The organism is Photobacterium carnosum (genome assembly GCF_021236965.1).
GTDB classification, from domain to species: domain Bacteria; phylum Pseudomonadota; class Gammaproteobacteria; order Enterobacterales; family Vibrionaceae; genus Photobacterium; species Photobacterium carnosum.
Window position 1 is genome coordinate 26,495 of record NZ_WMDN01000008.1, and the last position, 25,435, is coordinate 51,929.

Below are 25,435 nucleotides of genomic sequence, written 5' to 3' on the forward strand. Positions count from 1 at the left end.
ATATCGTAATTATTCGTTATCAGTTGCACCTGGCGTTTTAAATAGTGCTAATAATTCATCGACTTTATTTCGACCACTACCATTACGACTGATGGTACGTTTAACTCTAACGACGGCCAAATCAGCCCCCGTATATAAACGACGCGTCAATGGCGTATCATGATTAGAAATCAATACCGCAATATCACGCTCGGTCGCTGCTTTTTCTGCCACATTAGCTAGTGTTGCTTGATCATCTAAACTAAAACCATTACCAGAATAAGAAGTAAAGTTAGCCGTAGTTGATAATGGCGCATACGGTGGATCGCAATAAATCACACTGCCTTTACGAGCGCGTGAAAATGTCTGGCTGTAACCTTCACACACAAAAGTGGCACGTTTGGATTTTTCAGAAAAGTAATACATTTCCGCTTCAGGAAAATACGGTTTTTTGTACGATCCAAAAGGCACGTTAAAACCGCCTTTTTTATTGTAACGGCATAAACCATTAAAACCATGTCGATTTAGATATAGAAAATAAATCGAACGCTGGTAAGGATCAGTACTGTGATTAAACTCTTCTCTGATACTTAAATACGCAGCTCTATTATTATATTCAGGCGTAAATAATCGGCGTACATCTTCAATGTAACGCTCAGGTTCTTGTTTAATAATATTATATAAATTAATCAGATCTGGATTGATATCTGCCAACAAGTAATGCTCATAATCCGTATTTAAAAATACCGATCCAGCACCCACAAAAGGTTCAACCAATTTACGCGCAGGCGGTAGGTGTCGTTTGATTTCCTCGACCAGAGAATACTTACCTCCAGCCCATTTCAGGAATGCACGATGCTTTTTCATTAAGCTAACCCACCACCACTTACAAGAATCTCACGAAAGGTCGCGGATTGTACCTCATTTACACCCTATGCTGATACCAGTTCACATAAATAACTCACATTAATGACCTTATTTTAAGCGATTTATTTCTTGCGTAATCTTACGATAAGATTTTAACCATGGTTTTAGCTGTTGTAACGATGGTGCTAATTGACGCTTCGCCGTACGGGCTTGAGTAACTGTTGCGTAATTACCAGTAACCACAATAAACCATGACTGCTGATTACGTTCTGTTTGGAAAAACATCGCATCCGTTACATTATGGGTCGTCATAAATTCTACAGCCGCAGCAAGACTCTGAGTTGCAGCCAATTGTAATGCATAATGCGTCGGCTTCACTGCGATTAATAGTTTTTTATCAGCCGCTAATTTAAGCGACCAATCTAACTTAGAGACGGGTGCTGATATAACATTAACAACCGCAGAAGATGGCATTTTAATAATTTTAGCTGCAACGATAGATGGGGTTTTAACTACTTCTGTTGCTTCTGTTGCTTCTGTTGCTTCTGTTGCTTCTGTTGCTTCTGTTGCTTCTGTTGCTTCTGTTGCTTCTGTTGCTTCTGTTGCTTCTGTTGCGGCAGGATATCCTTTCAGCGCATGGTCATCAATAATGGCATCAATTTGCTGGTCCGAGATAACAACTCGCTCTTGACCCACAGCATCGTCTTGACGCCCTACAGTTAACTCCTGAGGATTAACTTGTGGTGGTAATGGCTCTTTATCAATAGTTACCACTGCGGCCGCAGGGAGCTGAGGTATAGTTATAGTTGAAGATGCAGACTCACCACTAGAGCGTGTTGTCATAAAGAAATAACCACCAACAATTAAAACACTGATCACGCCACCAATCACAATGGGTAATAATGGTTTGTTGCTAATATTTGAATCCATGGTTATCCCTTCTTCTTGCGGAAGATTGTGCAATACGCCAGGGCGAGGAAGCGCCATCAATAAACGTTGCTTTAGCGTTCGACGACAAGACATATCGAGTCCATCGGTAGCGATTAACATATCACTAAATAAAACCACTTCTTGCTGACTAAAATCATCAATATCAAGTTCAACAGGGGTAATACCCGAACCGTGAGCAACATGGGCTAAAGTTTGATTTAATTCACCACTATTTGCAAATAACACAATATTAAGTTGTAACTCAGCATGTTGATTTGCATATTGTGCCAACGCCCATAATTCAGCAATTAGGATTGGACTCAAAAGATGGGCGTCATCAATCACCACCATTAATTTATAATGTTGGTTCGCCAATAAATGCTCAACGCTTTGACATAAGGAATCATGTTCGTTAAACATAGCGTGACTAACAAATTGCTGCAGCAGTAACGTACGATGTTGAACGTCCGTTTGTCCACGCTGACACATCAATAATATTTGATGGCAATCGGAGGCATAATCTTCAAGAAAAGCGTGTGCGAGCCAAGTTTTACCTGAGCCTTGAGCACCAGAGAGGTGAATAAGATGGGAACTAAACCGAGTAATAAATTGTACTCGAGTCAGCAACTGGATCTGGCTTTCCAGATCCAGACTTTTTCGTTTTGTCATGCTAGTCATCATTTAGCGACAGTTTAGTGACCAATAACGTCCTGAAGCACATCAAAAGGAACATCAGCCACAACTTCAGCACTACCAATCGACGTCGGTAATACTAAGCGTAGCTGACCTGACAATACTTTTTTATCTCGCATCATATGCTTAATAAAATCGTCAAAAAACATCGTTTCAGGGGCAACAACGGGCAAATTTGCTCGTTGATGTAATGCAATAATACGCGTTACATCAGCATTACTGATTAATCCCTGCTTTGCGGCAGTTTGTGCTGCGAGAATTGTACCTGCTGACACCGCTTCGCCATGCAGCCAATTACCGTAACCCATTTCTGCTTCAATAGCATGGCCAAAAGTATGACCAAGATTAAGTAACACCCTTACTCCTGATTCTTTTTCATCGGCAGCAACAACATCGGCTTTAATTTGACAGCAACGGCTAATGGCGTAACACAACGCCTCGTTATCCAATGCCTGTAACCGCTCAATGTTATTTTCTAACCAAACAAAAAAATCATGATCGGCAATAATGCCGTATTTGATGACTTCCGCCAATCCTGCTGCTAACTCTCGTTGCGGCAAGGTCTGTAAACAATGATTATCAATAATCACTGCTTTAGGTTGGTAGAAAGCACCAATCATGTTTTTACCCAGACGGTGATTAACCGCAGTTTTTCCACCCACAGATGAATCAACTTGTGCTAACAACGTGGTTGGCACCTGAATAAAATCAACCCCTCGTTGGTAACTCGCAGCAGCAAAGCCAACGATGTCACCAACAACGCCGCCGCCTAAAGCAACTAAAATCACATCACGGCCATAATTACCTTCCAATAAAAATGTCATGATGTGATTAAACGTATCAAGGGTTTTGTATTGTTCACCATCAGGTAGAGAAAGTAGTGCCACTTGGCACGATAATGAACTGATGGTTGCCATTACCTGATCCGCATATAACGGGGCAACAGTATCATTACTGACCACAACTACTCGTTTGCCTGCAGATATCACAGATGCAAACAACGCCGAGTTGTCGAACAACTCGGCGCCAATTGAAATAGGGTAGCTTCTGTCATCTAAATTGACATTGATCCGTTCCATGGTCAGCTTCTCTTTTTAATTAATTAACGCTCTTCCAACATCTTGATGATTTGGTTAGCAACTACTTTCGCACTTTGATCATCAGTACGAACTACGTAGTCAGCAACCTCTTCATACAATGGATTACGCTCAGCTGCTAGTTCTTCAAGTACTTCACGAGGTGTGTCAGTTTGAAGTAACGGGCGTTTTTTATCACGTTGAGTACGAGCTAATTGCTTTTCAATAGTCGTCTCTAGATAAACAACAATACCACGAGCAGAAAGGCGATTACGGTTCTCTTTATTAATAACAGAGCCGCCACCTGTTGCAAGAACAATACCTTGCTCTTGTGTTAGGTCATCAATTACAGCTTCTTCGCGAACACGGAAACCGTCTTCACCTTCCACATCAAACACCCAACTAATATCAGCGCCAGTACGTTCTTCGATCACAGTATCTGAATCAAAGAATTCCATATGCAGCTGTTGTGCAAGGTGTCTACCAATAGTGCTTTTGCCGGCTCCCATAGGGCCAACCAAGAAAATATTTCGTTTTTCAGCCATTTTTAGCAATTTACGCGCGGTTAATAAAACGACACCACCCGCAGGCTCTATTTAAAATAAGCCCGAGGCGCCAAGTTCCTCACATATAATTCGTGATAAGACATAAAATTATCTCAGGACTGACTACTATTTTGCAATAGCTAGTCGACATCAATCGATATTTTATTAAGCCTGTCTTACCCACAGAGGTTGCCATAATGGCTTACCCGAGGTCAGAGGTCAATCGTATTAAGCTCGTAAATATCCTAATAATTGCCGAATAACATTCTCAACGCCCACCCAAAGGGTTAAGGTAACCACCAGAAATAAAACAATTTTTACCCATACTAACCCTACTGAAGCATTGTTTTGAAGTGCTATCAGTAAGGTACTTCACTAAGTGAAAAATTATTGCGTCACAATCTTTGGAGTGACAAAAATTAATAATTCACGTTTTCCAAGTTCTTCCATTTTATGCCTAAATAATACACCAAGCACTGGAATGTCACCCAAAATAGGTACTTTACGAACCGTATTATTTACTTGGTTTTGATAAATACCACCCAATACTACCGTTTCGCCATTATTGACTAACACTTGCGTACCGATACGCTGAGTTTTAATTGCCACTGCTGTACCGACTCCTGTAGGCACTTCCTCACCCTTACTGTCTTGAGTGACTTCTAGATCAAGTACCAGCTTATTATCAGGTGTAATTTGAGGCGTTACCATCAAGCTTAAGACTGCCTTTTTAAAATCAACCGACACCGCACCACTTGATGATGCTTCGAGGTACGGTATTTCAGTACCTTGTTCAATATAAGCTGTTTTTTTATTGGTGGTCATTAAACGTGGACTTGAAATAATTTCCGCTTTACGTTCTGACTGTAACGCTGATAATTCTAAATCGAGTAGCACATTACCTAACTTTGCTACTTGAAAAGCAATACTCGAGGCTCCCGCTTGAGTGGCACCTAAGTTAACATTAAGAAAGTCATCAACGGTGGTGTCATCTAATAATCCTGAGCTACCAAGATTACCTTCAATCGAGCCACCGATCGTTGTGTCACCATCAATACTTGAGACCCCCCAACGTACCCCTAATTCATCGATATTACCTTCATCAATAGTAACAATTCTAGCCTCTATTTGTACTTGTTTAATAGGAATATCTAGCGCTAATACAATCTCTTTGATACTGGCGATAATTTCTGGTGTATCTTTAATTATCAATGCATTAGTTCGATCATCAACATGCAGAGAACCCCGTTCAGACAGCATTCCGACACCATCACTTGAACCACTCAACAATGCTGAAATATCTGTTGCTTTAGCATAATTAATTTGAATAAGTTCAGAACGCAAACTCGCTAATTCTTGCTGTTTGCGTGCAGTTTCCATTACTTGATGTTCATTCGCTGCTAGCTCAGCCTTAGGGGCCACTAATAGCACCGAACCACGAACACGCTTATCTAACCCTTTTGCTTGTAAAATAATATCCAGCACTTGTGGCCATGGCACATTATCTAAACGAAGAGTGACGTTACCACTGACAGTATCAGCAACAACCAAGTTAAAATCGTTATAATCTGCGATTAACTGTAAGACATTACGCACGGGAATATCTTGAAAGTTAATTGAAATAGGTTTGCCTTTGTAAGACACATTACCTTTGCTCGTCGTCGCGGCTGCTTTCGGTTGTGCACGTTTAATTAACGTAACTTCAAGATTGTTTCCTCGAATACGGTAATCATAGTCATAGTTACCTGTCATATTAAACACAAACCGCGCGCCACGAGGCACGTTACTGGTATCAATACTATTGACGACAGTGGCGAAATCAATCACATCTAAAGTATGTATTTGTTCATTAGTTAATTGAGTATCAAAGATATCCAACTGTAATTGTTTACCTTGGCGACGAATATCAACCAATGATTGCGGTTGTTTCAACTTTACCGTTAACACACCTCGGTTTTTGCCATCACGATGAAATTTAATATCTTGTACTTGATTAGTGATACCACTTGCTGGCGCAGCTGTTGCGCTAGTTACGGTAAATACCCCCCAGCACATTAACCATACACTGACGAAAATCTGGCGGCTAAGCCACCATGTATTCCCTTTCATAACTCATCCTTGATTAATGCTGAACTAAAGCCAGCTTTGCAGACCGTGTTAGCCAACAACCTTTGCCATCGGGTAATGTTTCTTCTATTTCAATGAGCTTATCGCTCACCTTTATGACTTTGCCACGATTAAGCCCAACAAACTGCCCTGGCTTAATTTTAATTAACTCACCTTTTGGGGTGTAAACTAATCCCCACAATTGACGCTGATGCCCAATCGCCCCTTTCATTGAAAGCTGCTCTAATGGAAATGTTTCTAATTGGGTTGGTTTGTGATCAGTTAATGGTTGCCAACAACTACTATCCGCTTGTTTAGCTAATAACATCTCGGGTCTGGGTCTTAAAAAAGGTACCCGTTTACTGGTCATCACAAACGATTCAGCAACAAAAATATAAGGATCTGCTAATGGCTTTACTTTTGCTTTCGCATTGGTGTACGTTTTTGCAATAAACTGCTCTACCGAATCAGTATTAGCCTGACACCCCATTAATCCGAGCCCTAACGGTAACAGCCATAATAGTGTTCTCATAAGATCCTCATTATTGCGGTGCTTTAAAACGATAAGTAGTTGCAGATACTGTTAGCGACAACAACTCATCAAAACCTTGATTGTCCACTCGAGCTAACTCAACATTGCGTAAATTAACAATCCGTGGAAGTTGTGCTATCGCTTCAGCAAATTGACCAATTTGTTGGTAAGATCCTGTGAGTTGCATATTAAGTGGTAGCTCATAATAAAGATCATGCTCTATACGTGAAGCCCACTTAATCGACTGAAAAATCAATCCATTTTTAACCCCAATGTCGTTAATGCTTGCCAATAAACTTGCTAACTCTTGCTCTTCAGGTAACTGCTCAATCACTTCTTGATAACGACGATTAAGCTCTGCAACTTGTTCTTTAACTCGAGGCAAGGCCGCCACTTGAGCAGCACGACTCACTAACTGACCTCGTAACGTTATTTCCTGTTGTTTTTGTTGATCTAAAGCCTCAGTCAATGGCGTTAACCAATACCAATAACCAAATACTGATAACAATAATGTCAGCACCAAAGCAATCAAACACTGTGGTAACAATGGCCACTCAGTAACTTCATCTAATTCTAATTCACGCCAATCAATCATCGGTTTTCTCCACTATTGCAGTAGTAAAGGTTGCCTTCATTGGCTGCTTAGTAATAACTGGCACAGTTAAATCAAAAGATGCATTAAATTGTGATTTTTGCTGTTTATCTGCACCTTTGGTGGTGACTAAAGAATGCATTTCAATATTTTTAAACCACAGTGATTGCTCGGCCTTACCTAGCAAAGCCGCTAAATGACCGTTAGTATCGCCAAAACCATCAACATTAACCCGTTGAATCGCTAAATTGACGCCGTCAAGATAGACCCCAGCTGGCACAACTTCAGGTAATTGATTAAGCAGTTGGGTAACTCGATTACGTGATAATTGAATATCTGCAATAACTTTCAAGCGCAATTCAATTGCATGTCGCTGTTTATCTAATTTAGGCAAAAAGGCCAACCGTTGCTCTAAATTGGTTAGCTCTTGTTGTAGTTGGTTATTTCGACTCTGCTGTTGCGATTGCTGATTTTCAATGTATTCACCAATCGCACCGTTACCCATCATTGCCACAACAACACTTGCCATCAGTAAGCCAACAAAGCGCTGTTTATGTTGTTTACGCCGTAACTCTCGCCACGGTAACAAATTGAGTTTATCGATCATGCTAGCCCCCGCAATGCTAAGCCTGTAGCGACGGCATACTGACTTGACATCATATGCGGTAATTCAACTTTCTTTGCGCAGCTAAAATGCTGAAACGGACTCACCCACACCACATCAAGACCAATTAATCGTTGCAACAATGATTCAGAGACCAAGCTTTGCCCGCCACCGCATAACCACAACCCTTTAATACCACTACGAGGGTGAGTCGAGTTATACAATTGAATTTGGCGCTTTAACTGTTCAGCCAATTGTTTAGTAAATTGTTCAGCATGATTACTACCAAGAGCAATTGACTCATCTTGATCTTCAAACAACCCCGTACCAAATCGAATTTCACGATGGTAAGCCGCACTACCTTGGGGTTTCATACAAAATTCAGTGTGTCGTTTACCGACATCAACCACACCCCATTGATTATAATGACTGCCCATATCAGCAAGATATTCCGCCAACCATAATAAAGCGTGAGTTTGTAGCTCCATTATTTTTGGTTTAAAGCCTAATTTCAGCAATGAATTAATACGGTTATCAATCGTTTCTCGACGTGAAGCAAATACTTGGAACGGTGTTGTGGACGCTGAATCACTAAAACGATCACTAATTAAAGGAAAATAATCGAACCATAGCTCTTCAACCGGAAACGGAGAAGCCGCGCCCAATGCTTGCACAATGGCAAACTCCGCCTCTTCTTCACTAAGGCTTGTACCTAATTGAACAACTTTGCTGATCACAGCACTGTCAGGTAAGGCTAAGGTAACGGCTTTAGCTTGCCATGGTAATTGCTTTTTAATTTGACGCATTGCTGACAACAGCTCAGCACTATTCACGCTATGCTGATCGTTTATAACGGATTTAGTCAGCTCAACTTCAACAAACGCAGTTAACTCAAACTGCTCTTTTTTTTGTTGCAGTACCACAGCTTTTATACTGTGATTACCAATATCTACCCCAACACTTAATGGGTTCCGAAACATCCGTGTTATGCTCCCATGTGGCGAAAAAACAAACTATTTCGAATAAACATCATCAACGGCATTAATTAATTTTTTGTTATCTTTATACTTGAAGGTAAAAGATAATAGATAATGACCGCCAGAACGATGGCGTAACGGGAAATCTCAAGTGAAGTTCATAAAGCGATTACTAATACTTGCAATAATTTGCATCACTCTTGGAGTGGGTACAATTTTTGGTTTTTATTTATATCTAAAACCAGGCCTTCCAGATGTTGCTAAATTAAAAAACATAGAACTACAAACACCATTAAAAGTGTACAGTGCCGATGGTGAACTGATCTCACAGTTTGGTGAGAAACGTCGTATACCATTAACACTAAAACAAATGCCACCACTACTAGTCGATGGTTTTATTGCGACCGAAGACAGTCGTTTTTATGAACACCACGGTGTCGATCCGATTGGTATCGCACGTGCTGCTTTTGTAATGTTAATCTCTGGTCATGCTCGTCAAGGTGCCAGTACGATCACTCAACAACTTGCACGTAACTTTTTCTTATCCAATAAAAAGACCTTCTCTCGTAAAATTCGTGAAGCATTTATTGCAATTCATATCGAGCAAATTTTAACGAAAGATCAAATTCTTGATCTTTATCTCAATAAAATTTATCTCGGTTACCGTTCTTATGGTGTTGGAGCAGCAGCACAAGTTTACTTTGGTAAAGATGTTAATCAGCTAACCTTAAGTGAAATGGCAGTGATTGCAGGCTTACCTAAAGCACCGTCAACCATGAACCCTATTTACTCTATCGATCGCGCGACAACTCGTCGTAATGTGGTACTTGATCGCATGTTTAAAGAAGGTTACATCACCCAAGCACAAATGGATCAAGCACGTTCAGAGCCGATTGTTTCCCGTTACCACCGTACTGAAATCCAATTATATGCACCCTATGTGGCAGAACGTGCACGTGCATGGATGGTTCACCGTTATGGTGAAGATGCTTACACCAAAGGCATGGATGTTTACACCACCGTTAATGCTAAGTTACAACATGCGGCTCAACAATCTGCGGTTGATAATCTACTAAGTTACGATGAACGTCATGGTTATCGTGGTGCAACAGCGGTGATATGGAAACCAGGTCAAACACCACTTAATGCGAACCAGATCGTTGAGAAGCTAAGTAACCAACCAACTTATGGTGAATTAGTGCCAGCCGTCGTCACTCAAGTTCAGCATCAATCAGTGACCGTCGTTACCAAGACTGGAGAAACCGTTGCCTTAAACTGGAATGGTATGAAATGGGCGCGTAAGTTCCAGACTAATAGCTCTCAAGGACCAGCACCAACGACAGCGGCTCAAATCTTAACTGCGGGTCAGCAAATCTGGGTCCAAAATAAAGCCACAATAGTTGCCGCTACTGCTGACACAGCAGCAATAACAACTAGCCATTGGGTATTAAGCCAAGTTCCAGGAGCCAATACCTCGTTTGTCGCAATGTCACCCGATAACGGTGCGATATTGGCAATGATTGGTGGTTTTAACTACACCCAAAGTAAATTTAACCGTGCCACTCAATCTATTCGTCAGGTAGGTTCAGGGATTAAACCGTTTATTTACTCAGCGGCAATTCAAAAAGGAATGACATTAGCAACTCTGATTAATGATGCGCCGATCACTAAATGGGATAAGTGGCAAGGCACAGCGTGGCGACCAAAAAATGCTGATGGTCGTTATGGTGGTCCGACACGTGCTCGTATTGGTTTAGCACGTTCAATTAACGTGATGGCTATTCGTGTATTACGTCTAGCCGGTTTAGATTACACCATTAACTATCTAACCCGATTTGGCTTTAAACGCTCAGATCTTCCTCACGCAGAGCCATTAGCTTTAGGTGCGGGTAGTTTAACCCCACTAGAGTTAGCGCAAGGCTATTCTGTGTTTGCTAACGGTGGTTATGCAGTCAAACCCTTCTTAATCAATAAAGTTGATAATAGTAATGGTGAATTGATCTACAGTGCTAATCCTAAAATTGTTTGTAATGATGTTTGCCAAAGCCAAAATCCACAAGCGAAAATGCAAGTAGCACTCGCAACGGCAGCAGCAACGGCCACTGAAAATGCACCTGCAAATAAACCATTACCACCTATCGCTGAAAAACCAACATTAGAACAACTAGAGCAAGTAATCACCCCACCAGCAGTACGTTATGCACCTGAAGTGATCAGTGAACAAAATGCGTTCCTTGTCCGTCAAATGTTAATCAGTAATATTTGGGGGGAACCCGGCCATCCTTACGGCACAGGTTTTAGAGCTCGCGTGCTGGGTCGCCATGATATTGGTGGCAAAACAGGTACCACTAACGACTCGAAAGATGCTTGGTATACCGGTTTTGGCCCTAATATTGTCGCTACAACATGGGTAGGTTTTGATAACCACCGTCATACATTAGGCCGCACTAGCTTTAATAAAAACCTCGGAAAAAACCAAGTTGCAGGTGGTGAGTACGGCGGTAATGCAGCACAACCAACATGGATCAATTTCATGCGTGTAGCACTGAAAAACACCCCAGAGCAGCCATTACAGATCCCAGCTGATATCGTTAAAGTACGTATTGATCGCGCAACAGGTAAACTGTCAGATCATGATGGTTCAAGCTCAATGTATGAGTACTTCATCAAAGGGACTGAGCCAACACAATCAGCTCGCCAAGTTACCTCTGAGCAGAAGTTTGATACTGAAACGGCAGAAGAGTTATTCTAATTACGGTTTCTAACCGCGATCAAAAAGAGCGCCAATAGGCGCTCTTTTTTTATCTAAAATATTAATTAACAATCATGAATATTTTATTTTTGAACGTGTTTCTCGAAAATATCAGGCATTTTAGATTTGATGGTCTCAGCTAATTTTTCATAGCGTGATTTAAGCGGTGAGCCAGGACGGTAGGCTAACGTAATCAACCGAGTTGGTTGCGGATGCTCTGCAGCAATATAACAAACGCCATCACGACAATGTTCTTTAGGTGTTGCTAACTGCGGTAGCAAAGTAATACCGCTTCCTGCAGCAACCATGTTACGTAACGTTTCAAGACTAGTGGCTTTAAAACGACCATCATCACGCGCCCCTGCGGCAAAACAGAAACCCAATGCTTGATTACGCAAACAGTGCCCATCTTCTAACATCAGCAAGGTTTCACCATGTAAACGTGACATATCAATTTCTTTCTCTTGTGCCCATTGGTGAGTTTCAGGCACAGCAAGCATCATTGGCTCATCATACAATGGCAACTCAATAAAAGGTTCGCTCTCTTTGACTGATGCTAAAATCATGCAGTCAAGCTTACCCTCTTCAAGTTGTTGAACTAATTGATGGGTTTGAGCTTCATGTAAAAAGAGTTCTAGCTCAGGGAAGGCTTCTTTAAGCGTTGGAATGATTTGCGGTAATAAATATGGACCGACGGTTGGAATAAAGCCAATATGTAACGGACCGGCCATGCTTTCTCCTTGTAAACTAGCAAGTTCGGTCAATATTTTGACCTCAAGCAACACTTTTTGAGCTTGAGCGACTAGACTCAATCCCGCATCGGTAAAAAGTACGCGACGACTGGTTCGTTCTAACAACGATACCCCTAGTTCATCTTCTAATTTACGAATTTGACCACTTAGGGTTGGCTGACTGACGTAACATGCTTCAGCGGCTTTACGGAAATGCTTATGTTCAGATAGGGCGACAAGGTACTCAAGATCTCGAATATTCATTAGCTAGGGCTACCGATAGGAATTAACTATTAAAACCATAGCAGTAAACGATTAGAACTATCAAGAGTAAAATCGCATAATTACTTCATCAATATGGAGACCATATTAACGAAGCTCCGATTGCATTAAATTAATTTATATTTTTTAAGGAATCACATTATGTTCGCATCTAAAGAAGGTCAGCCAGTACCTCAAGTTACTTTCCACACTCGTAAGGGTGATCAATGGATTGACGTAACAACTAATGAGTTATTTGCTAATAAAACTGTGGTTGTATTTAGCCTACCCGGCGCATTTACACCAACATGTTCTTCTAGCCACCTACCTCGCTACAACGAGTTAGCTTCAGTGTTTACTGATAATGGCGTTGACGACATTCTATGTGTATCGGTTAACGATACGTTCGTAATGAATGCATGGAAAGCAGATCAAGAAGCAACAAACATCACCTTTATTCCTGATGGTAACGGTGAGTTCACTAACGGCATGGGCATGTTAGTTGAAAAAGATGACCTAGGTTTTGGTGCACGTTCATGGCGTTACAGCATGCTAGTTAAAAATGGCATCGTTGAGAAAATGTTTGTTGAAAATGAAGAACCAGGCGACCCGTTCAAAGTTTCTGACGCAGACACTATGCTGAGCTACATTGCACCAAAACAAAAACTACAAGAATCAATCACTGTATTCTCTAAGCCCGGTTGTCCTTTCTGTGTTAAAGCAAAACAGAATCTGATCGACAAAGGTCTACAGTATGAAGAAATCATTCTAGGTAAAGATGCGACAACCGTTTCTTTACGTGCAATTACTGGTCGTAGTACTGTTCCTCAAGTATTCATTGGTGGTAAGCACATTGGCGGTAGCGAAGAGTTAGAAATCTTCTTAGGCTAATACCACCACTAAACCGTTAGCAAGAAGCCCTCATTTCACACTGAAATGAGGGCTTCCTCATGTTAATAAGCGAATTTTTATTATAATGAATTAAGCAACATTCACCGTTTGAATGTATTGAGATTTATCGAGCAAAACGTCTAAAGCCACTTCATCACACGCATGTTGACGAGGACAACGCTCGCAATCTTTCATTACTTTTTCAGGCAACAATGTTTTTGACGTCGGCGTAAAACCACGTTTCATAAAAAACTCAGGCACTCGGGTTAACACAAATACTTTTTTAATCGCCATTTGTGTCGCTTTATCCAGCAAATGTTCAACAATCGCTTTACCCTGCCCTTGTTGTTGCCAACCCGCTTCAACCCCTAAAGATCGTATTTCAGCCAGCCCTGAATCATAAACATACAGAGACGCACATCCTGTAACCACACCGTGATTTTCAGCTACAGCAAATGAACCAATATCACGTACTAACTCATTACGATTACGCGGTAAGTTCTCACCCAGCCCCGCCCAATACACCACCATGCCTTCGATAGCATCAAGATCAGTGAGTCGTGCGCCTCGTATTTTAACATTAGGCAAATAACGTTTATCAAGCCGCCTTTCCGCTTGACCAATGGCATAATCAACTTGATTTGGCGCAACACCACCTAAAGCACACCGTTTATCTAAACATGATTCAATGGTCAGAATCGAATAAACATCATTTTCAATTACTGTTGAAAATTGTTTCATCTCCTCAAGAGAGAGTTCTTCTAACGCGCACCCTTTCGCAATTGCAGCGACAACTGCAACCCCAACAATATGGTGAGCTTCACGAAAAGGAATGCCTTTTGCCACTAAATAATCGGCTAACTCGGTCGCATTTGAATAACCTTGCATCGCCGCTTCTAAAGTACGATCTTGATTAATCTTGATCCCTTCAAAACATAATGCAGCCATTTCCATACAATCATGCCAGCTATCTAACGCATCAAATAGCCCTTCTTTGTCTTCTTGCATGTCTTTGTTATAAGCCAGCGGTAATGCCTTAACCGTCATCATCATCGCTGCCATCGCACCATACACTCGACCACACTTGCCACGAATAAGCTCAAGTGCGTCGGGGTTTTTCTTTTGCGGCATCAACGACGAGCCAGACGTCACCGCATCATCAAGTTCAATGAAATTGGATTCGCCAGAGTTATAAAAAATTAAATCTTCTGCCATTCGTGATAAATGCAGCATTGAAATCGATGCGGTAGACAATAATTCCATCACATGATCGCGGTCAGACACCGAATCAAGACTATTACGGGTTGCTCGCTGAAAGCCAAGGTTATGCGCTAACACTTCACGATCTATCGGATACGCGGTTCCTGCCAGTGCCCCAGAACCTAATGGACAGGTATCAAGTCGCGTCATAGCATCGTCCAATCGTGAATGATCACGCTCTAGCATTTCCACATAGGCTAAACACCAATGGGCAAAGGTGACAGGTTGCGCCCATTGCAAATGAGTATATCCAGGTAGCACGGTTGCTTGATGCTGGCGCGCGACAGTAACTAACTGTTGCTGTAATTTATCCAGCATCAACAGTAATTGTTGCCCTTGCTGACGGCACCACAGTTTAAGATCTGTTGCCACCTGATCATTACGCGAACGACCCGTGTGCAATTTTTTACCCAAATCTCCGACCTTAGCAATCAATTGTTGTTCCACCCAGCTGTGAATATCTTCAGCATCAGAAGCGAGGATTTGCTCAGGATCTTCCATTACCGCTAATTTGAGTTCATTAAGTGCCAATTCAAGCTGTTGTTGCTCTGTTTCTGTTAACACATTCACTTGGCGTAGGGCTTTTGACCAAGCTATTGAACCGACAATATCTTGCTCTGCGAGTCGATAGTCAAAACGCAACGAATCATTAAATTGTTTAAATCTGATGTCAGCTGCCTGACTAAACCGCCCTCCCCATAATGCCATGGTGAATCTCCTTTTTCTGTCCAGTGAAATAGTATTGAGAAGCTTACGCTGCAACGAATATCATCGTCGATCTAGCGTAAGCTACAATCTTGAATTAATTATTTTTGACTGTTAAGCGCACGAATACGACTAGCCAAAGAATACAAACGAATAAAACCACCAGCATGGCTATGATCATAAACATCATCTTCACCAAACGTTGCAAACTCTTCAGAGTACAAACTATTGAGTGAACGCTTTTGAGTAACGGTCGCTTGCCCCTTATAAAGTTGAATCACCACTTCACCCGTCACATCTTGTGCCAGCGTATTCGCCGCGGCTAACAACGATTGACACAATGGTGTAAACCAACGGCCATCATAAATAAGGTGTGATGCTTTAAGCCCAATGGTTTGACGGAACTCAAACGATTCTTTATCAAGCACTAATTGCTCAACCGCACGCAGTGCTTCCATCATGATGGTGCCACCCGGAGTTTCATAGCAACCACGCGATTTAATTCCTACGAGACGGTTCTCAACAATATCAATCCGTCCAATACCGTGTTCTATGCCTTTACCATTCAGATAATGAAGCGCGTTATACGGTGTCATCGGCTCACCATCTACGGCAACCACCTCACCTTTTTCAACGAGCACTGACACCGTTTCAGCCACATCAGGCGCTTGCTGTGGATCTTTAGTCCACACCCAACATAATTCATTAGGTGCATTCCACGTATTTTCAAGCACGCCACCTTCAGTGGAAACATGCCATGCATTAGCATCACGTGAATAAATTTTTTCTAACGATGCGGTACAAGGAATATTACGTTCAGCCAAATAATCAAGCAGTGCTTCACGACTACGTAAATTCCACTCACGCCATGGCGCAATCACGGTCAGTTGTGGTGCAAGAGCAGCAAACGCTCCTTCAAAACGGACCTGATCATTACCTTTCCCCGTACAACCATGACACAACGCATCAGCACCAATTTCTAATGCACACTCTACTTGCGCCTTAGCGATAATCGGACGCGCCATTGAGGTGCCTAGTAAATATTTACCTTCGTAAATTGCCCCAGTTTTAAGGGATGGATAAATATAATCTTTTACCATCTCTTCTTTTAAATCAGCGATGTAACATGCAGAGGCGCCAGAGGCGATGGCTTTTTCTTCAATACCAACCAACTCTTCTTCACCTTGACCAACATCTGCCACAAATGCGACCACTTCACAGTCATAGTTTTCTTTTAACCATGGAATAATGGCTGAAGTATCTAAACCACCTGAATAGGCCAATACCACTTTATTAATTTTACTCATCTGCTGCTCTCCTTTTCAGCCTTGTCGCGGTCATCCCGTTCAGGCACTATTTTCAAAAAATATTAATTCGTCGTCATAAATCAAGTCATCTAAATCAATGCTGTTTAATCACCCGCTGATGACAGCGTAAATCGAGTCCCAATACTGTCGCCCGCTAATAAATCATTGAGCTTGTCGGGATAACGCCAACTGGCGACTTCAATCGAACGCCCTAGTGCTTTAGCCGCTGTAAATGCCGCGCGCACTTTCACAATCATGCCATCGGTGATCACCGCTTGAGCAATTAACGCTTCCGCCTCAGATTCCGTTAACTGCTTAATTAAATTACCTTTACCGTCAAGCACTCCCGTCACATCGGACAATAATACCAATTCACCACCAACAGCCGCAGCGACCGCGACCGCCGCTTGATCGGCATTAACATTCATCATTTCACCCCTATCATTAAGCCCAATAGAACTAATGATTGGCGCAAAACCTAACTGCATAATTTGACACACTAAAGCACCGTTATTAGGCTCAGCATGACCGACAGCACCAAGTTCTGGATCTAATTGACTGACAGTACATAAACCGCCATCAGCTAAACTTAGTCCTACCGCAGCCACTCCCGCTTTAACGGCTTGCCCTTGCAGCATTTTATTAGCAGTGCCCGCTAGCGCGCCGGTAATCAAACCAATTTGATCGCTTGGCGTAACCCGTAATCCTTGTTTTTTAACAGTTGGTAACTGCAATTTTTTCATAAGTTCATCAACGAGATAGCCACCACCATGAACAAATAAGATTGGACGCTGTGAACGGGATTGGTAAGCATTGATGGTTGAAAATAATCGTTCTAAGGTGAGATTACATTCCAGTGCAGCACCACCCAATTTAATCACTAAAGGGACTTGATTCATTGTGTTACTCCTACACCAATGCGGTTAACTGAGGAAAGCCATTACGAATATTTATGCATTGAACTGCTTGTGATGACGCCCCTTTCAATAAATTATCAATCGCGGCGGTTAAAATAATATGCTCACCTTGCACCTGCCAGCCGATATCACAAAAACAACTACCAACAACATCATCAAGTTTGGCGGTCTTATTTTTAAGCAAACGTACCGCATGCTGATCGGCTGCATTTAAATACGCAGATTCCATTGCGGCAGTCACCTCATCAGCGGTTACACCAATGGCTAATTTAGCGGTAATGGTAGCTAAAATACCGCGTTTAAAATTCCCGAGATGAGGCGTAAAAATAATATCGCAATTAAGATGATGGGCAATTTCAGGCTGGTGTCGATGCGTAAATAAGCCATAAGCCTGTAAGCTCACTTCACAAAAACTATTGGTCATGCTCGCTTTACGACCTGCACCCGACACACCACTAACCGCATTAATCACCGGCCATTGATCGCAATCAAGTAGACCGGCAACGAGCAATGGTTTTAACGCTAATTGAGCGGCGGTGGGATAACACCCAGGAACGGCAACTAACTGAGCTTGACGAATTTGATCATGATTCCATTCAGCTAAACCATAAACAGCATTCTCTAACCACTTATCATATTTGTGTTCAAAGTTATAATATTGACGATAAAAATCATCAGCTTTAACTCTAAACGCCCCTGATAAGTCAAACACCTGACACCCCAAATTAAGAAATTCAGCCGCAATATCATGGCTCACTTCATGGGCAGTTGCTAACAACACAATATCAATGTTTGCCGCAGCTGTTTTAATATCCGTTAGCGGCTGCAACGGTAAATCAACCACATCTCTTAACTGACCATGCAACGCACTCAATGGCTTTCCTGCATCAAGACTGGTGGCTGAAACGTACAAACCGCAAAGCGTTAACTGCGGATGACGATTCACTATTTTTGCCAGTTCTGCGCCGGTATAGCCACTGGCGCCAATAATAATCGTGTTTAACATCGCTAATTCCATATCGTAGTCGTGTTATCGAACCGTAATCAAATAATTGGATCTATGGCATAGGTAAATATAATTGTCATAACGGCTAACGGAGGTATGCTGTAAACAGCAAATAAAGGGCACGTAAAAGCGCCTAAGGCAAAAGACTTAGCGTCGTCGAAGGGAGATAAAGAGAGATGTGTAGATTGAGTCCATGATAATAACTTCCTGCATAAACAATTAACCCTGAGCGTTCCATTGCTCAAAGACAAATAAATAGTCGTAACCATTTATTCATAAATTTGAATTAATATGTTTACTGGTTAAATTACATACTGTCAATAGTATAACGATAAAAAAATATATTTTATTAGCTTTTGATTAACCTTTACGACATTAAATAATAACAGAGACAATTATTCATCTGGCCGTTTTTTGCTCTATCTCATTAATAATGAACAGAAATGTGGGCTATCACAGACTAGAATGAAACAAAATTACAAAATTCAATCAAGATTATGACCAAAATCAATATCAATAGTTTTTATTAGCTATAAATACAATCTCTGTTGACCTGTCACTAACTTCACGGCTAGATTGTGGGTAAAGGTTAAATTGGATGTAATAAAATTACGGAATGGATACTATATGAACGAGAAATACAGTGCGTTAACAAGTAATGTCAGTATGCTTGGCCATTTACTGGGCAATACGATCAAAACAGCCTGCGGAGATGAACTTTTAGACAAAGTGGAAACTATCCGCAAACTTTCGAAATCGGCTGGTACTGGTAATCAAGATGATCGTGAAAAACTGATTGCTGAATTACAAAACCTACCCGATAACCAATTACTTCCTGTAGCTCGAGCTTTTAGTCAATTCCTTAATCTCACCAATATTGCAGAGCAATACCATACTATTTCACGTCAACGTGAAACGACATTATGTAGCCCAGATGCTCTCGATGAATTATTTACTAAATTAGTGCAGCATGATGTTAACCCTGCAGATTCTTTAGTGGCGATTAATGAATTAAATATCGATTTAGTGCTAACCGCTCACCCAACTGAAATTGCACGTCGTACCATGATCCATAAATTGGTACAGATTAATAAATGTTTATCACAATTAGAGCTAAGTGAATTATCAACCGCTGAACGTGCACGTGTTGAACAACGATTAGAACAACTGATTGCTCAAGCATGGTACTCCGATGTTATTCGCCAGCAACGCCCAACCCCACTTGATGAAGCAAAATGGGGCTATGCGGTTGTTGAAAATTCATTATGGCAAGCGGTACCGGAATTTGTACGTCTGTTTGATGAAAAACTGCAACAGCATTTAGATAAAAAATTACCATTAGATGCCGCGCCAGTAACCTTCTCATCATGGATGGGCGGAGATCGCGACGGTAATCCATTTGTAACGTCTGATGTTACCCATGAAGTTTTACGTCTTTCACGCTGGAAAGCTGCAGAGCTTTACCTTGGTGACGTGCAAGAATTGATCAATGAATTATCAATGATTCAGTGTAATGATGAAGTGCGTGAACTTGCAGGTGAAGAACACGAACCTTACCGTGCAATTCTAAAACAACTACGTACCAAACTGATTATTACTCGCGATAGTTTAGAAGCACAAATCAACGGTAGCGCTCCCCTTTCTAAGCACATTATTAATGATGTTGCTGAGCTATGGGATCCACTGTTTGCGTGTTACCAGTCATTACATCAATGTGGTATGGCGATCATTGCTGATGGCTTACTACTTGATTCACTACGCCGTATAAAATGTTTTGGTGTTCATCTGGTTAAACTGGATATTCGTCAAGAAAGTACTCGCCATGAAAATGTTATTTCAGAGCTAACGCGTCATATTGGTCTAGGTGATTACAGTCAGTGGTGTGAACAAGATAAGATCGCATTCTTAGTTCGTGAATTATCGTCTAAACGACCATTAATACCACGAAAGTGGGAACCATCAGCTGACGTTCAAGAAGTGCTAGAAACCTGTAAAGCGATTGCAGAACAACCGCGTGAAGCGTTAGGTGCTTATGTGATTTCAATGGCACGTACAGCCTCTGATGTACTAGCCGTGCACCTATTATTACAAGAAGCAGGTTGCCCGTTCCGCATGGATGTGTGTCCATTATTTGAAACACTTGAAGACTTAAATAATGGTGCTGATGTTATTGAGCAACTGCTTAATATTGACTGGTACCGTGGCTTTATTCAAAACCATCAAATGGTAATGATTGGCTATTCTGATTCAGCCAAAGATGCCGGTGTCATGTCAGCGGGCTGGGCACAATACAGTGCGATGGAAAAACTGGTTGATGTCTGTGAAAAAGCAGAAGTTGAAATTACCTTATTCCATGGTCGTGGCGGTAGTATTGGTCGTGGCGGTGCACCAGCACATGCGGCGTTGTTATCTCAACCACCACGCAGCCTAAAAGGCGGCTTACGCGTAACAGAACAAGGTGAGATGATTCGCTTTAAGCTTGGGCTACCTGAAGTGGCGATTAACAGCCTCAGCCTTTATGCGAGCGCAACGTTAGAAGCTAACTTACTGCCGCCGCCAGCACCGAAACAAGAATGGCGTCAGATTATGGACCAACTTTCTAATGTTTCATGTGACGCGTACCGTAATATAGTCCGTAACACACCTGAGTTTATTCCTTATTTCCGCGCCGCAACGCCAGAATCTGAACTGGGTAAATTACCGCTAGGCTCTCGTCCTGCAAAACGTAATCCTAATGGTGGCGTTGAAAGCCTACGTGCTATTCCATGGATTTTTGCTTGGAGTCAAAACCGCCTCTTATTACCAGCATGGTTAGGCGCGGGTGAAGCGATTCAACATTCAATTGATAATGGTGATACCGCACAACTAGAAGAAATGTGTCGCGAATGGCCGTTTTTCTCAACCCGGTTAGGTATGCTAGAAATGGTATACAGTAAAACTAATCTTGGCATTACTGAATACTATGACCAACGCTTAACTGATGAAGCCTTATGGCCTTTAGGTAAGCAATTACGCTCACAATTACAGCAAGACATTAAAACAGTCTTAACCGTTGAAAATAATGATCACTTAATGCAACAAGATCCGTGGGGTGCTGAATCTATTCGCTTACGGAATATTTATGTTGAACCACTTAATATGCTGCAGGCAGAATTACTTTACCGTACTCGCCAACAGAAAGAGTTACCAACAGAGCTCGAAGAAGCATTAATGATTACTATTGCCGGCATTGCAACCGGCATGCGAAACACAGGTTGATCGACTAATCACACGAAAAAGGCTATCTTCGGATAGCCTTTTTTTTTGACTATTATTTATAATTTTGTTAAATAATATAGCTAAGTCTCAATTTTGATACAGCACTACATTGCTTATAAAGACTAAGATATAAAAGTATCAATATGATTAAAGATGAATATATTTCAATCAAATTATTATTTTTTTAGTACTAAATCAACTTGGCTATTGTTTACAAGATAATAAATTGAAACGCCTCAGTAACAGATAATTGAACTAGAAGTATCGATATTGAGCCAATTAATGATATTCTATGCGACCGCAATTAGGCAGTGCAATAGCACGATTATAAATTAAAAACGTCATTTGAAGCGTTACATAATCTAAGCCCTATTGTGTTTTTTTATTTTATATATTTAACGGATAGAAGAGATGTCACTACCACATGTAATTTTAACAGTGCTTAGCACTCGAGAAGCAACTGGTTACGATATAACCAAAGAATTTTCACACAGTATCGGTTATTTTTGGAAAGCGAGCCACCAGCAGGTGTATCGTGAACTCAATAAAATGGCAATGAACGATCAAGTAACTTGTCGTCTTGAACCTCAAAATGGCAAACCTGATCGTAAAGTGTATTCAATTACCGATCTTGGTCATCAGGCGTTATTTGAGTGGTTCCAAGAGCCAGCTCGTAATCCCACTACTCGCGATGAGTTTTCTGCAAAGCTACTGATTTGTGGTGTCCACAATTCATTGCCAATGCAGCAGCAACTTGAAGCTTTAATTGATGAATCACACATTTTGATAAGTCATTATCAAGAGCTAGAGAACATTCATTTTGGTGATTACAAAAACATGGATCGTCAGCAACGTCTCGACCGTTTAACCTTGCGCCGTGGTCTTCATAACCGCCAAGCTTGGATATTATGGGCTGAAGAAGTATTAACTGAACTTAAAGATATGGACAGTGAAGGTAGTGCAGTCGCTATCAACTAAGTTTATATCCAACAAAAAAGCCGCAGTTCAAACTGCGGCTTTTTTATTACAAACATTTCATGCCAACGCTATCAACTACAGCATTGTCACTCACCTGCTAATATCAGATATTACCCCCCTACCATCACATCCTATTTAGCGCCTGAATCACTAATGGATTCTCGCGATACCACGAGCTTTCAATCGCAAAAACACGCAAATCAACTACCACCAAATTTATGTCACTGGCATAGCTTTTTTTATCAACAGATCGCCTCGGCAGCAGCAAATGCTTGCATAAGATCGGCCATTAAATCACGAGGATCTTCTAAGCCAACTGATAACCGCAATAAAGAAGTTGAAATCCCTGCCGCTCGCTGTTCGTCATCAGTCATTGCGCGATGGGTCATCGATGCAGGATGAGCAATTAAACTCTCAGTTCCCCCTAATGATTCGGCTAACGAAAACAATTGTAGCGTTTTAACAAACAATTCCAGTTGTTGATAACTTCCTGCGAATTCAAAACTCATCATCGAACCAAAACCACGTTGCTGACGCTTAGCAATTTCATGCCCTGCATGAGTCGGTAAACTTGGATGATAAATGGTGCCAACCAAAGGTTGTTGCTGTAAATAAGCCAATACTGCCGCACCATTTTCTTCATGCATCCGCATTCTTGGTGCTAATGTGCGTAATCCACGTAACGTCAAATACGCATCAAAGGGTGCCCCCGTTGCACCAATACAATTGGCCCACCAACTTAAATTTTCAGCCGCAGCTTGGTCTTTAGCAATGAGAACACCCCCGATAACATCAGAGTGGCCATTAATATATTTAGTGGTTGAATGCACCACAAAATCAGCGCCCAGCGATAATGGCTGTTGTAATAATGGTGATAGGAAGGTGTTATCAACCGCAACTTGGCAACCAACCGTCTGTGCTTGTTGGCAGATCGCTTTAATATCGATGACACGCACTAAAGGGTTAGAGGGGGTTTCAAGCCATAACAAGGTTGGTTTTTGTGCGAACGCCGCCGCTAAGGCCTCTGGATCAGACTGATCAATAAACAGCACCTTAAAATCGCCTTTCTGCGCGCGAGTATTAAATAAACGGTAACTGCCACCATAACAATCATGGGGAGCAATCAATAAATCATCAGGCCCCAAAAGCGCTGAGACCAATAAATTCATCGCAGCAGTACCGCAACTAGTCACTACCCCACCCGCACCGCCTTCCATGTCACTCAAGGCATCAGCCAATGTATTTCGGGTCGGATTACCTGAACGGGAATAATCATATTGAGGTAACTCACCTAAAGCGGGAAAACTATAGGTTGAAGTTAAATAAATAGGCGGAACAATTGCATTGTATTGTGAATCAACATCAATACCAGTGCGAACCGCAATGGTCGCAAGCTGCTTATCACTCATAATAACGTTCCTTGTTATAAGGGGGTGAACCCTGTAAATAAATAATGATGGCTGTTAACAACCTTAACCACCTCAAAATAAGACGTCAACACATCTGGACGCCTATATGTCTTTGCTTATAGCAGTAAATCCCGCTAAAATTCAATAATTGAAAAAATAGTCGTGATCTAGTAACTGTTATATACCACGGTAGAGGACAAACTAGCGATGTTCACGTAATATCGCCGCCTATCATGACTATGTACTAACAACCGTCATCGCGACATTGTTATCATCATTAATTAAACATCGCTGAGAAGGTAAAACATGGCAAAGTGGAATGGCGAATATATTAGCCCTTATGCAGAACACGGTAAGAAAAATGAACAAGTAAAAAAAATTACAGTGTCTATTCCATTAAAGGTTCTCAAAATTCTTACTGATGAACGTACTCGCCGTCAGGTCAATAACCTGCGCCACGCTACCAACAGTGAACTACTCTGTGAAGCTTTCTTACATGCCTATACAGGCCAACCGTTACCTACAGATGATGATATCCGTAAAGATCACCCTGACGATATTCCTGCAGAAGCAAAGTTATTGATGGATGCGATGGGTATTACTTACGAAGACATTAATGAATAACATGTACATGAGATAGCAAAAAACCAGCATGACTGCTGGTTTTTTTACATCTGACAAATTTAAGCTATAAAAAAAGGGATGCTTGCGCATCCCTTTTTTGTAAATTCAGCTGGCAAATAATTACTTGCTAGCAAGCGCGCCAAAACGCTTGTTGAATTTGTCCACACGACCGCCAGAGCTAACTTGACGTTGCTTACCAGTGTAGAATGGGTGACACTTATCGCATACATCAAGGCTGATGTCTTTACTCATAGTAGAGTTAAATTCGAAAGTGTTACCGCAAGAACAACGTGCGTTTACTGTTTTGTATTCTGGGTGGATACCTTGTTTCATGGGGAAACCTCAAGTTAAGGCCGTGTCGCTCTCCCGATCCAAAGCCGGGCACCACACGTGATTAATAAAATAGTCTGCCGTAAATTTACGACAAATCAGGCG

General features: G+C 41.5%; 21 protein-coding genes. 5 read left to right on the forward strand and 16 right to left on the reverse strand.

The window, feature by feature from the left end:
* Nucleotides 1–9: 9 nt before the first annotated feature.
* The 9 genes from dam to pilM all read right to left on the reverse strand — a co-directional run bounded on the left by dam (nucleotide 10) and on the right by pilM (nucleotide 8,904).
* Nucleotides 10–846, reverse strand: a complete 837-nt coding sequence (gene dam / locus GLP24_RS09505; protein WP_101768066.1) for an adenine-specific DNA-methyltransferase — start codon at nucleotides 844–846, stop codon at nucleotides 10–12.
* Nucleotides 847–954: 108 nt separating this feature from the next.
* Nucleotides 955–2,445: an AAA family ATPase gene (locus GLP24_RS09510; protein WP_232615919.1), complete on the reverse strand. Its 1,491-nt coding sequence runs from the start codon at nucleotides 2,443–2,445 to the stop codon at nucleotides 955–957.
* A 23-nt stretch (nucleotides 2,446–2,468) separates the two neighbouring features.
* Nucleotides 2,469–3,548, reverse strand: a complete 1,080-nt coding sequence (aroB, locus tag GLP24_RS09515; protein ID WP_152653822.1) for a 3-dehydroquinate synthase — start codon at nucleotides 3,546–3,548, stop codon at nucleotides 2,469–2,471.
* Between the two features lie 23 nt (nucleotides 3,549–3,571).
* Nucleotides 3,572–4,090, reverse strand: coding sequence for a shikimate kinase AroK (gene aroK / locus GLP24_RS09520; RefSeq protein ID WP_045035958.1), 519 nt, complete (start codon nucleotides 4,088–4,090; stop codon nucleotides 3,572–3,574).
* Nucleotides 4,091–4,477: 387 nt separating this feature from the next.
* Entirely contained in the window at nucleotides 4,478–6,199 is a 1,722-nt protein-coding gene (locus GLP24_RS09525) for a type IV pilus secretin PilQ (protein ID WP_101768069.1), read from the reverse strand.
* A gap of 13 nt (nucleotides 6,200–6,212) precedes the next feature.
* Nucleotides 6,213–6,728 (reverse strand): pilus assembly protein PilP, encoded by a 516-nt coding sequence (locus GLP24_RS09530; protein ID WP_101768070.1) that lies wholly within the window; start codon nucleotides 6,726–6,728, stop codon nucleotides 6,213–6,215.
* A 10-nt stretch (nucleotides 6,729–6,738) separates the two neighbouring features.
* A complete protein-coding gene (locus tag GLP24_RS09535; protein WP_221943697.1) occupies nucleotides 6,739–7,323 on the reverse strand; it encodes a type IV pilus inner membrane component PilO in 585 nt (194 codons plus the stop codon).
* Nucleotides 7,316–7,927, reverse strand: coding sequence for a PilN domain-containing protein (locus GLP24_RS09540; RefSeq protein ID WP_101768072.1), 612 nt, complete (start codon nucleotides 7,925–7,927; stop codon nucleotides 7,316–7,318). The genes GLP24_RS09535 and GLP24_RS09540 overlap by 8 nt, the downstream gene beginning before the upstream one ends.
* Nucleotides 7,924–8,904 carry a type IV pilus biogenesis protein PilM gene (gene pilM / locus GLP24_RS09545; protein ID WP_221943695.1) on the reverse strand — a complete coding sequence of 327 codons (981 nt, stop codon included), beginning with the start codon at nucleotides 8,902–8,904 and terminating at the stop codon, nucleotides 7,924–7,926. Before pilM ends, GLP24_RS09540 begins: the two co-directional genes overlap by 4 nt.
* A 148-nt stretch (nucleotides 8,905–9,052) precedes the next feature.
* Here pilM and GLP24_RS09550 point away from each other — a divergent pair, with 148 nt between their 5' ends.
* A complete protein-coding gene (locus tag GLP24_RS09550; protein ID WP_232600216.1) occupies nucleotides 9,053–11,653 on the forward strand; it encodes a penicillin-binding protein 1A in 2,601 nt (866 codons plus the stop codon).
* Nucleotides 11,654–11,736: 83 nt separating this feature from the next.
* On the opposite strand, the gene oxyR is transcribed toward GLP24_RS09550, so the two are convergent.
* Nucleotides 11,737–12,648, reverse strand: coding sequence for a DNA-binding transcriptional regulator OxyR (oxyR, locus tag GLP24_RS09555; protein ID WP_101768075.1), 912 nt, complete (start codon nucleotides 12,646–12,648; stop codon nucleotides 11,737–11,739).
* Nucleotides 12,649–12,807: 159 nt separating this feature from the next.
* Between oxyR and GLP24_RS09560 the strand changes: the two genes are divergently transcribed.
* Complete coding sequence (locus GLP24_RS09560; protein ID WP_101768076.1) at nucleotides 12,808–13,536, forward strand: glutathione peroxidase; 729 nt, start codon at nucleotides 12,808–12,810, stop codon at nucleotides 13,534–13,536.
* 90 nt (nucleotides 13,537–13,626) lie between these two features.
* Here GLP24_RS09560 and argH read toward each other — a convergent pair whose 3' ends face one another.
* From argH to argC, 4 genes are all read right to left on the reverse strand, one after another.
* Complete coding sequence (argH, locus tag GLP24_RS09565; RefSeq protein WP_232615920.1) at nucleotides 13,627–15,504, reverse strand: argininosuccinate lyase; 1,878 nt, start codon at nucleotides 15,502–15,504, stop codon at nucleotides 13,627–13,629.
* 98 nt (nucleotides 15,505–15,602) lie between these two features.
* Complete coding sequence (locus GLP24_RS09570) at nucleotides 15,603–16,808, reverse strand: argininosuccinate synthase (protein ID WP_232576066.1); 1,206 nt, start codon at nucleotides 16,806–16,808, stop codon at nucleotides 15,603–15,605.
* Nucleotides 16,809–16,912: 104 nt separating this feature from the next.
* Nucleotides 16,913–17,707 (reverse strand): acetylglutamate kinase, encoded by a 795-nt coding sequence (gene argB, locus GLP24_RS09575; RefSeq protein WP_232615921.1) that lies wholly within the window; start codon nucleotides 17,705–17,707, stop codon nucleotides 16,913–16,915.
* A gap of 10 nt (nucleotides 17,708–17,717) precedes the next feature.
* Nucleotides 17,718–18,731: an N-acetyl-gamma-glutamyl-phosphate reductase gene (argC, locus tag GLP24_RS09580; protein WP_232615922.1), complete on the reverse strand. Its 1,014-nt coding sequence runs from the start codon at nucleotides 18,729–18,731 to the stop codon at nucleotides 17,718–17,720.
* Nucleotides 18,732–19,358: 627 nt separating this feature from the next.
* Here argC and ppc point away from each other — a divergent pair.
* Nucleotides 19,359–21,989, forward strand: a complete 2,631-nt coding sequence (gene ppc / locus GLP24_RS09585; protein ID WP_232577353.1) for a phosphoenolpyruvate carboxylase — start codon at nucleotides 19,359–19,361, stop codon at nucleotides 21,987–21,989.
* A gap of 411 nt (nucleotides 21,990–22,400) precedes the next feature.
* Nucleotides 22,401–22,967: a PadR family transcriptional regulator gene (locus GLP24_RS09590; RefSeq protein WP_232578817.1), complete on the forward strand. Its 567-nt coding sequence runs from the start codon at nucleotides 22,401–22,403 to the stop codon at nucleotides 22,965–22,967.
* A 242-nt stretch (nucleotides 22,968–23,209) separates the two neighbouring features.
* Here the strand turns inward: GLP24_RS09590 and GLP24_RS09595 are convergent, their stop codons facing one another.
* Nucleotides 23,210–24,376 (reverse strand): O-succinylhomoserine (thiol)-lyase, encoded by a 1,167-nt coding sequence (locus GLP24_RS09595; RefSeq protein WP_232615923.1) that lies wholly within the window; start codon nucleotides 24,374–24,376, stop codon nucleotides 23,210–23,212.
* A 306-nt stretch (nucleotides 24,377–24,682) separates the two neighbouring features.
* Here GLP24_RS09595 and metJ point away from each other — a divergent pair, with 306 nt between their 5' ends.
* Nucleotides 24,683–25,000 carry a met regulon transcriptional regulator MetJ gene (gene metJ, locus GLP24_RS09600; RefSeq protein ID WP_101768084.1) on the forward strand — a complete coding sequence of 106 codons (318 nt, stop codon included), beginning with the start codon at nucleotides 24,683–24,685 and terminating at the stop codon, nucleotides 24,998–25,000.
* 120 nt (nucleotides 25,001–25,120) lie between these two features.
* Here metJ and rpmE read toward each other — a convergent pair whose 3' ends face one another.
* A complete protein-coding gene (gene rpmE / locus GLP24_RS09605; protein ID WP_101768085.1) occupies nucleotides 25,121–25,333 on the reverse strand; it encodes a 50S ribosomal protein L31 in 213 nt (70 codons plus the stop codon).
* Nucleotides 25,334–25,435 lie beyond the last annotated feature (102 nt).

What these genes read in the sequence shown, in the direction of transcription:
- GLP24_RS09525 (WP_101768069.1), bottom strand. Translation starts at nt 6,199, where the DNA reads ATGAAAGGGAATACATGGTGGCTTAGCCGCCAGATTTTCGTCAGTGTA.
- GLP24_RS09570 (WP_232576066.1), bottom strand. Translation starts at nt 16,808, where the DNA reads ATGAGTAAAATTAATAAAGTGGTATTGGCCTATTCAGGTGGTTTAGAT.
- dam (WP_101768066.1), bottom strand. Translation starts at nt 846, where the DNA reads ATGAAAAAGCATCGTGCATTCCTGAAATGGGCTGGAGGTAAGTATTCT.
- metJ (WP_101768084.1), top strand. Translation starts at nt 24,683, where the DNA reads ATGGCAAAGTGGAATGGCGAATATATTAGCCCTTATGCAGAACACGGT.
- argC (WP_232615922.1), bottom strand. Translation starts at nt 18,731, where the DNA reads ATGTTAAACACGATTATTATTGGCGCCAGTGGCTATACCGGCGCAGAA.
- ppc (WP_232577353.1), top strand. Translation starts at nt 19,359, where the DNA reads ATGAACGAGAAATACAGTGCGTTAACAAGTAATGTCAGTATGCTTGGC.
- GLP24_RS09530 (WP_101768070.1), bottom strand. Translation starts at nt 6,728, where the DNA reads ATGAGAACACTATTATGGCTGTTACCGTTAGGGCTCGGATTAATGGGG.
- oxyR (WP_101768075.1), bottom strand. Translation starts at nt 12,648, where the DNA reads ATGAATATTCGAGATCTTGAGTACCTTGTCGCCCTATCTGAACATAAG.
- GLP24_RS09510 (WP_232615919.1), bottom strand. Translation starts at nt 2,445, where the DNA reads ATGACAAAACGAAAAAGTCTGGATCTGGAAAGCCAGATCCAGTTGCTG.
- argH (WP_232615920.1), bottom strand. Translation starts at nt 15,504, where the DNA reads ATGGCATTATGGGGAGGGCGGTTTAGTCAGGCAGCTGACATCAGATTT.
- pilM (WP_221943695.1), bottom strand. Translation starts at nt 8,904, where the DNA reads ATGTTTCGGAACCCATTAAGTGTTGGGGTAGATATTGGTAATCACAGT.
- GLP24_RS09595 (WP_232615923.1), bottom strand. Translation starts at nt 24,376, where the DNA reads ATGAGTGATAAGCAGCTTGCGACCATTGCGGTTCGCACTGGTATTGAT.
- argB (WP_232615921.1), bottom strand. Translation starts at nt 17,707, where the DNA reads ATGAATCAAGTCCCTTTAGTGATTAAATTGGGTGGTGCTGCACTGGAA.
- GLP24_RS09560 (WP_101768076.1), top strand. Translation starts at nt 12,808, where the DNA reads ATGTTCGCATCTAAAGAAGGTCAGCCAGTACCTCAAGTTACTTTCCAC.
- aroK (WP_045035958.1), bottom strand. Translation starts at nt 4,090, where the DNA reads ATGGCTGAAAAACGAAATATTTTCTTGGTTGGCCCTATGGGAGCCGGC.
- rpmE (WP_101768085.1), bottom strand. Translation starts at nt 25,333, where the DNA reads ATGAAACAAGGTATCCACCCAGAATACAAAACAGTAAACGCACGTTGT.
- GLP24_RS09535 (WP_221943697.1), bottom strand. Translation starts at nt 7,323, where the DNA reads ATGATTGATTGGCGTGAATTAGAATTAGATGAAGTTACTGAGTGGCCA.
- GLP24_RS09590 (WP_232578817.1), top strand. Translation starts at nt 22,401, where the DNA reads ATGTCACTACCACATGTAATTTTAACAGTGCTTAGCACTCGAGAAGCA.
- GLP24_RS09540 (WP_101768072.1), bottom strand. Translation starts at nt 7,927, where the DNA reads ATGATCGATAAACTCAATTTGTTACCGTGGCGAGAGTTACGGCGTAAA.
- aroB (WP_152653822.1), bottom strand. Translation starts at nt 3,548, where the DNA reads ATGGAACGGATCAATGTCAATTTAGATGACAGAAGCTACCCTATTTCA.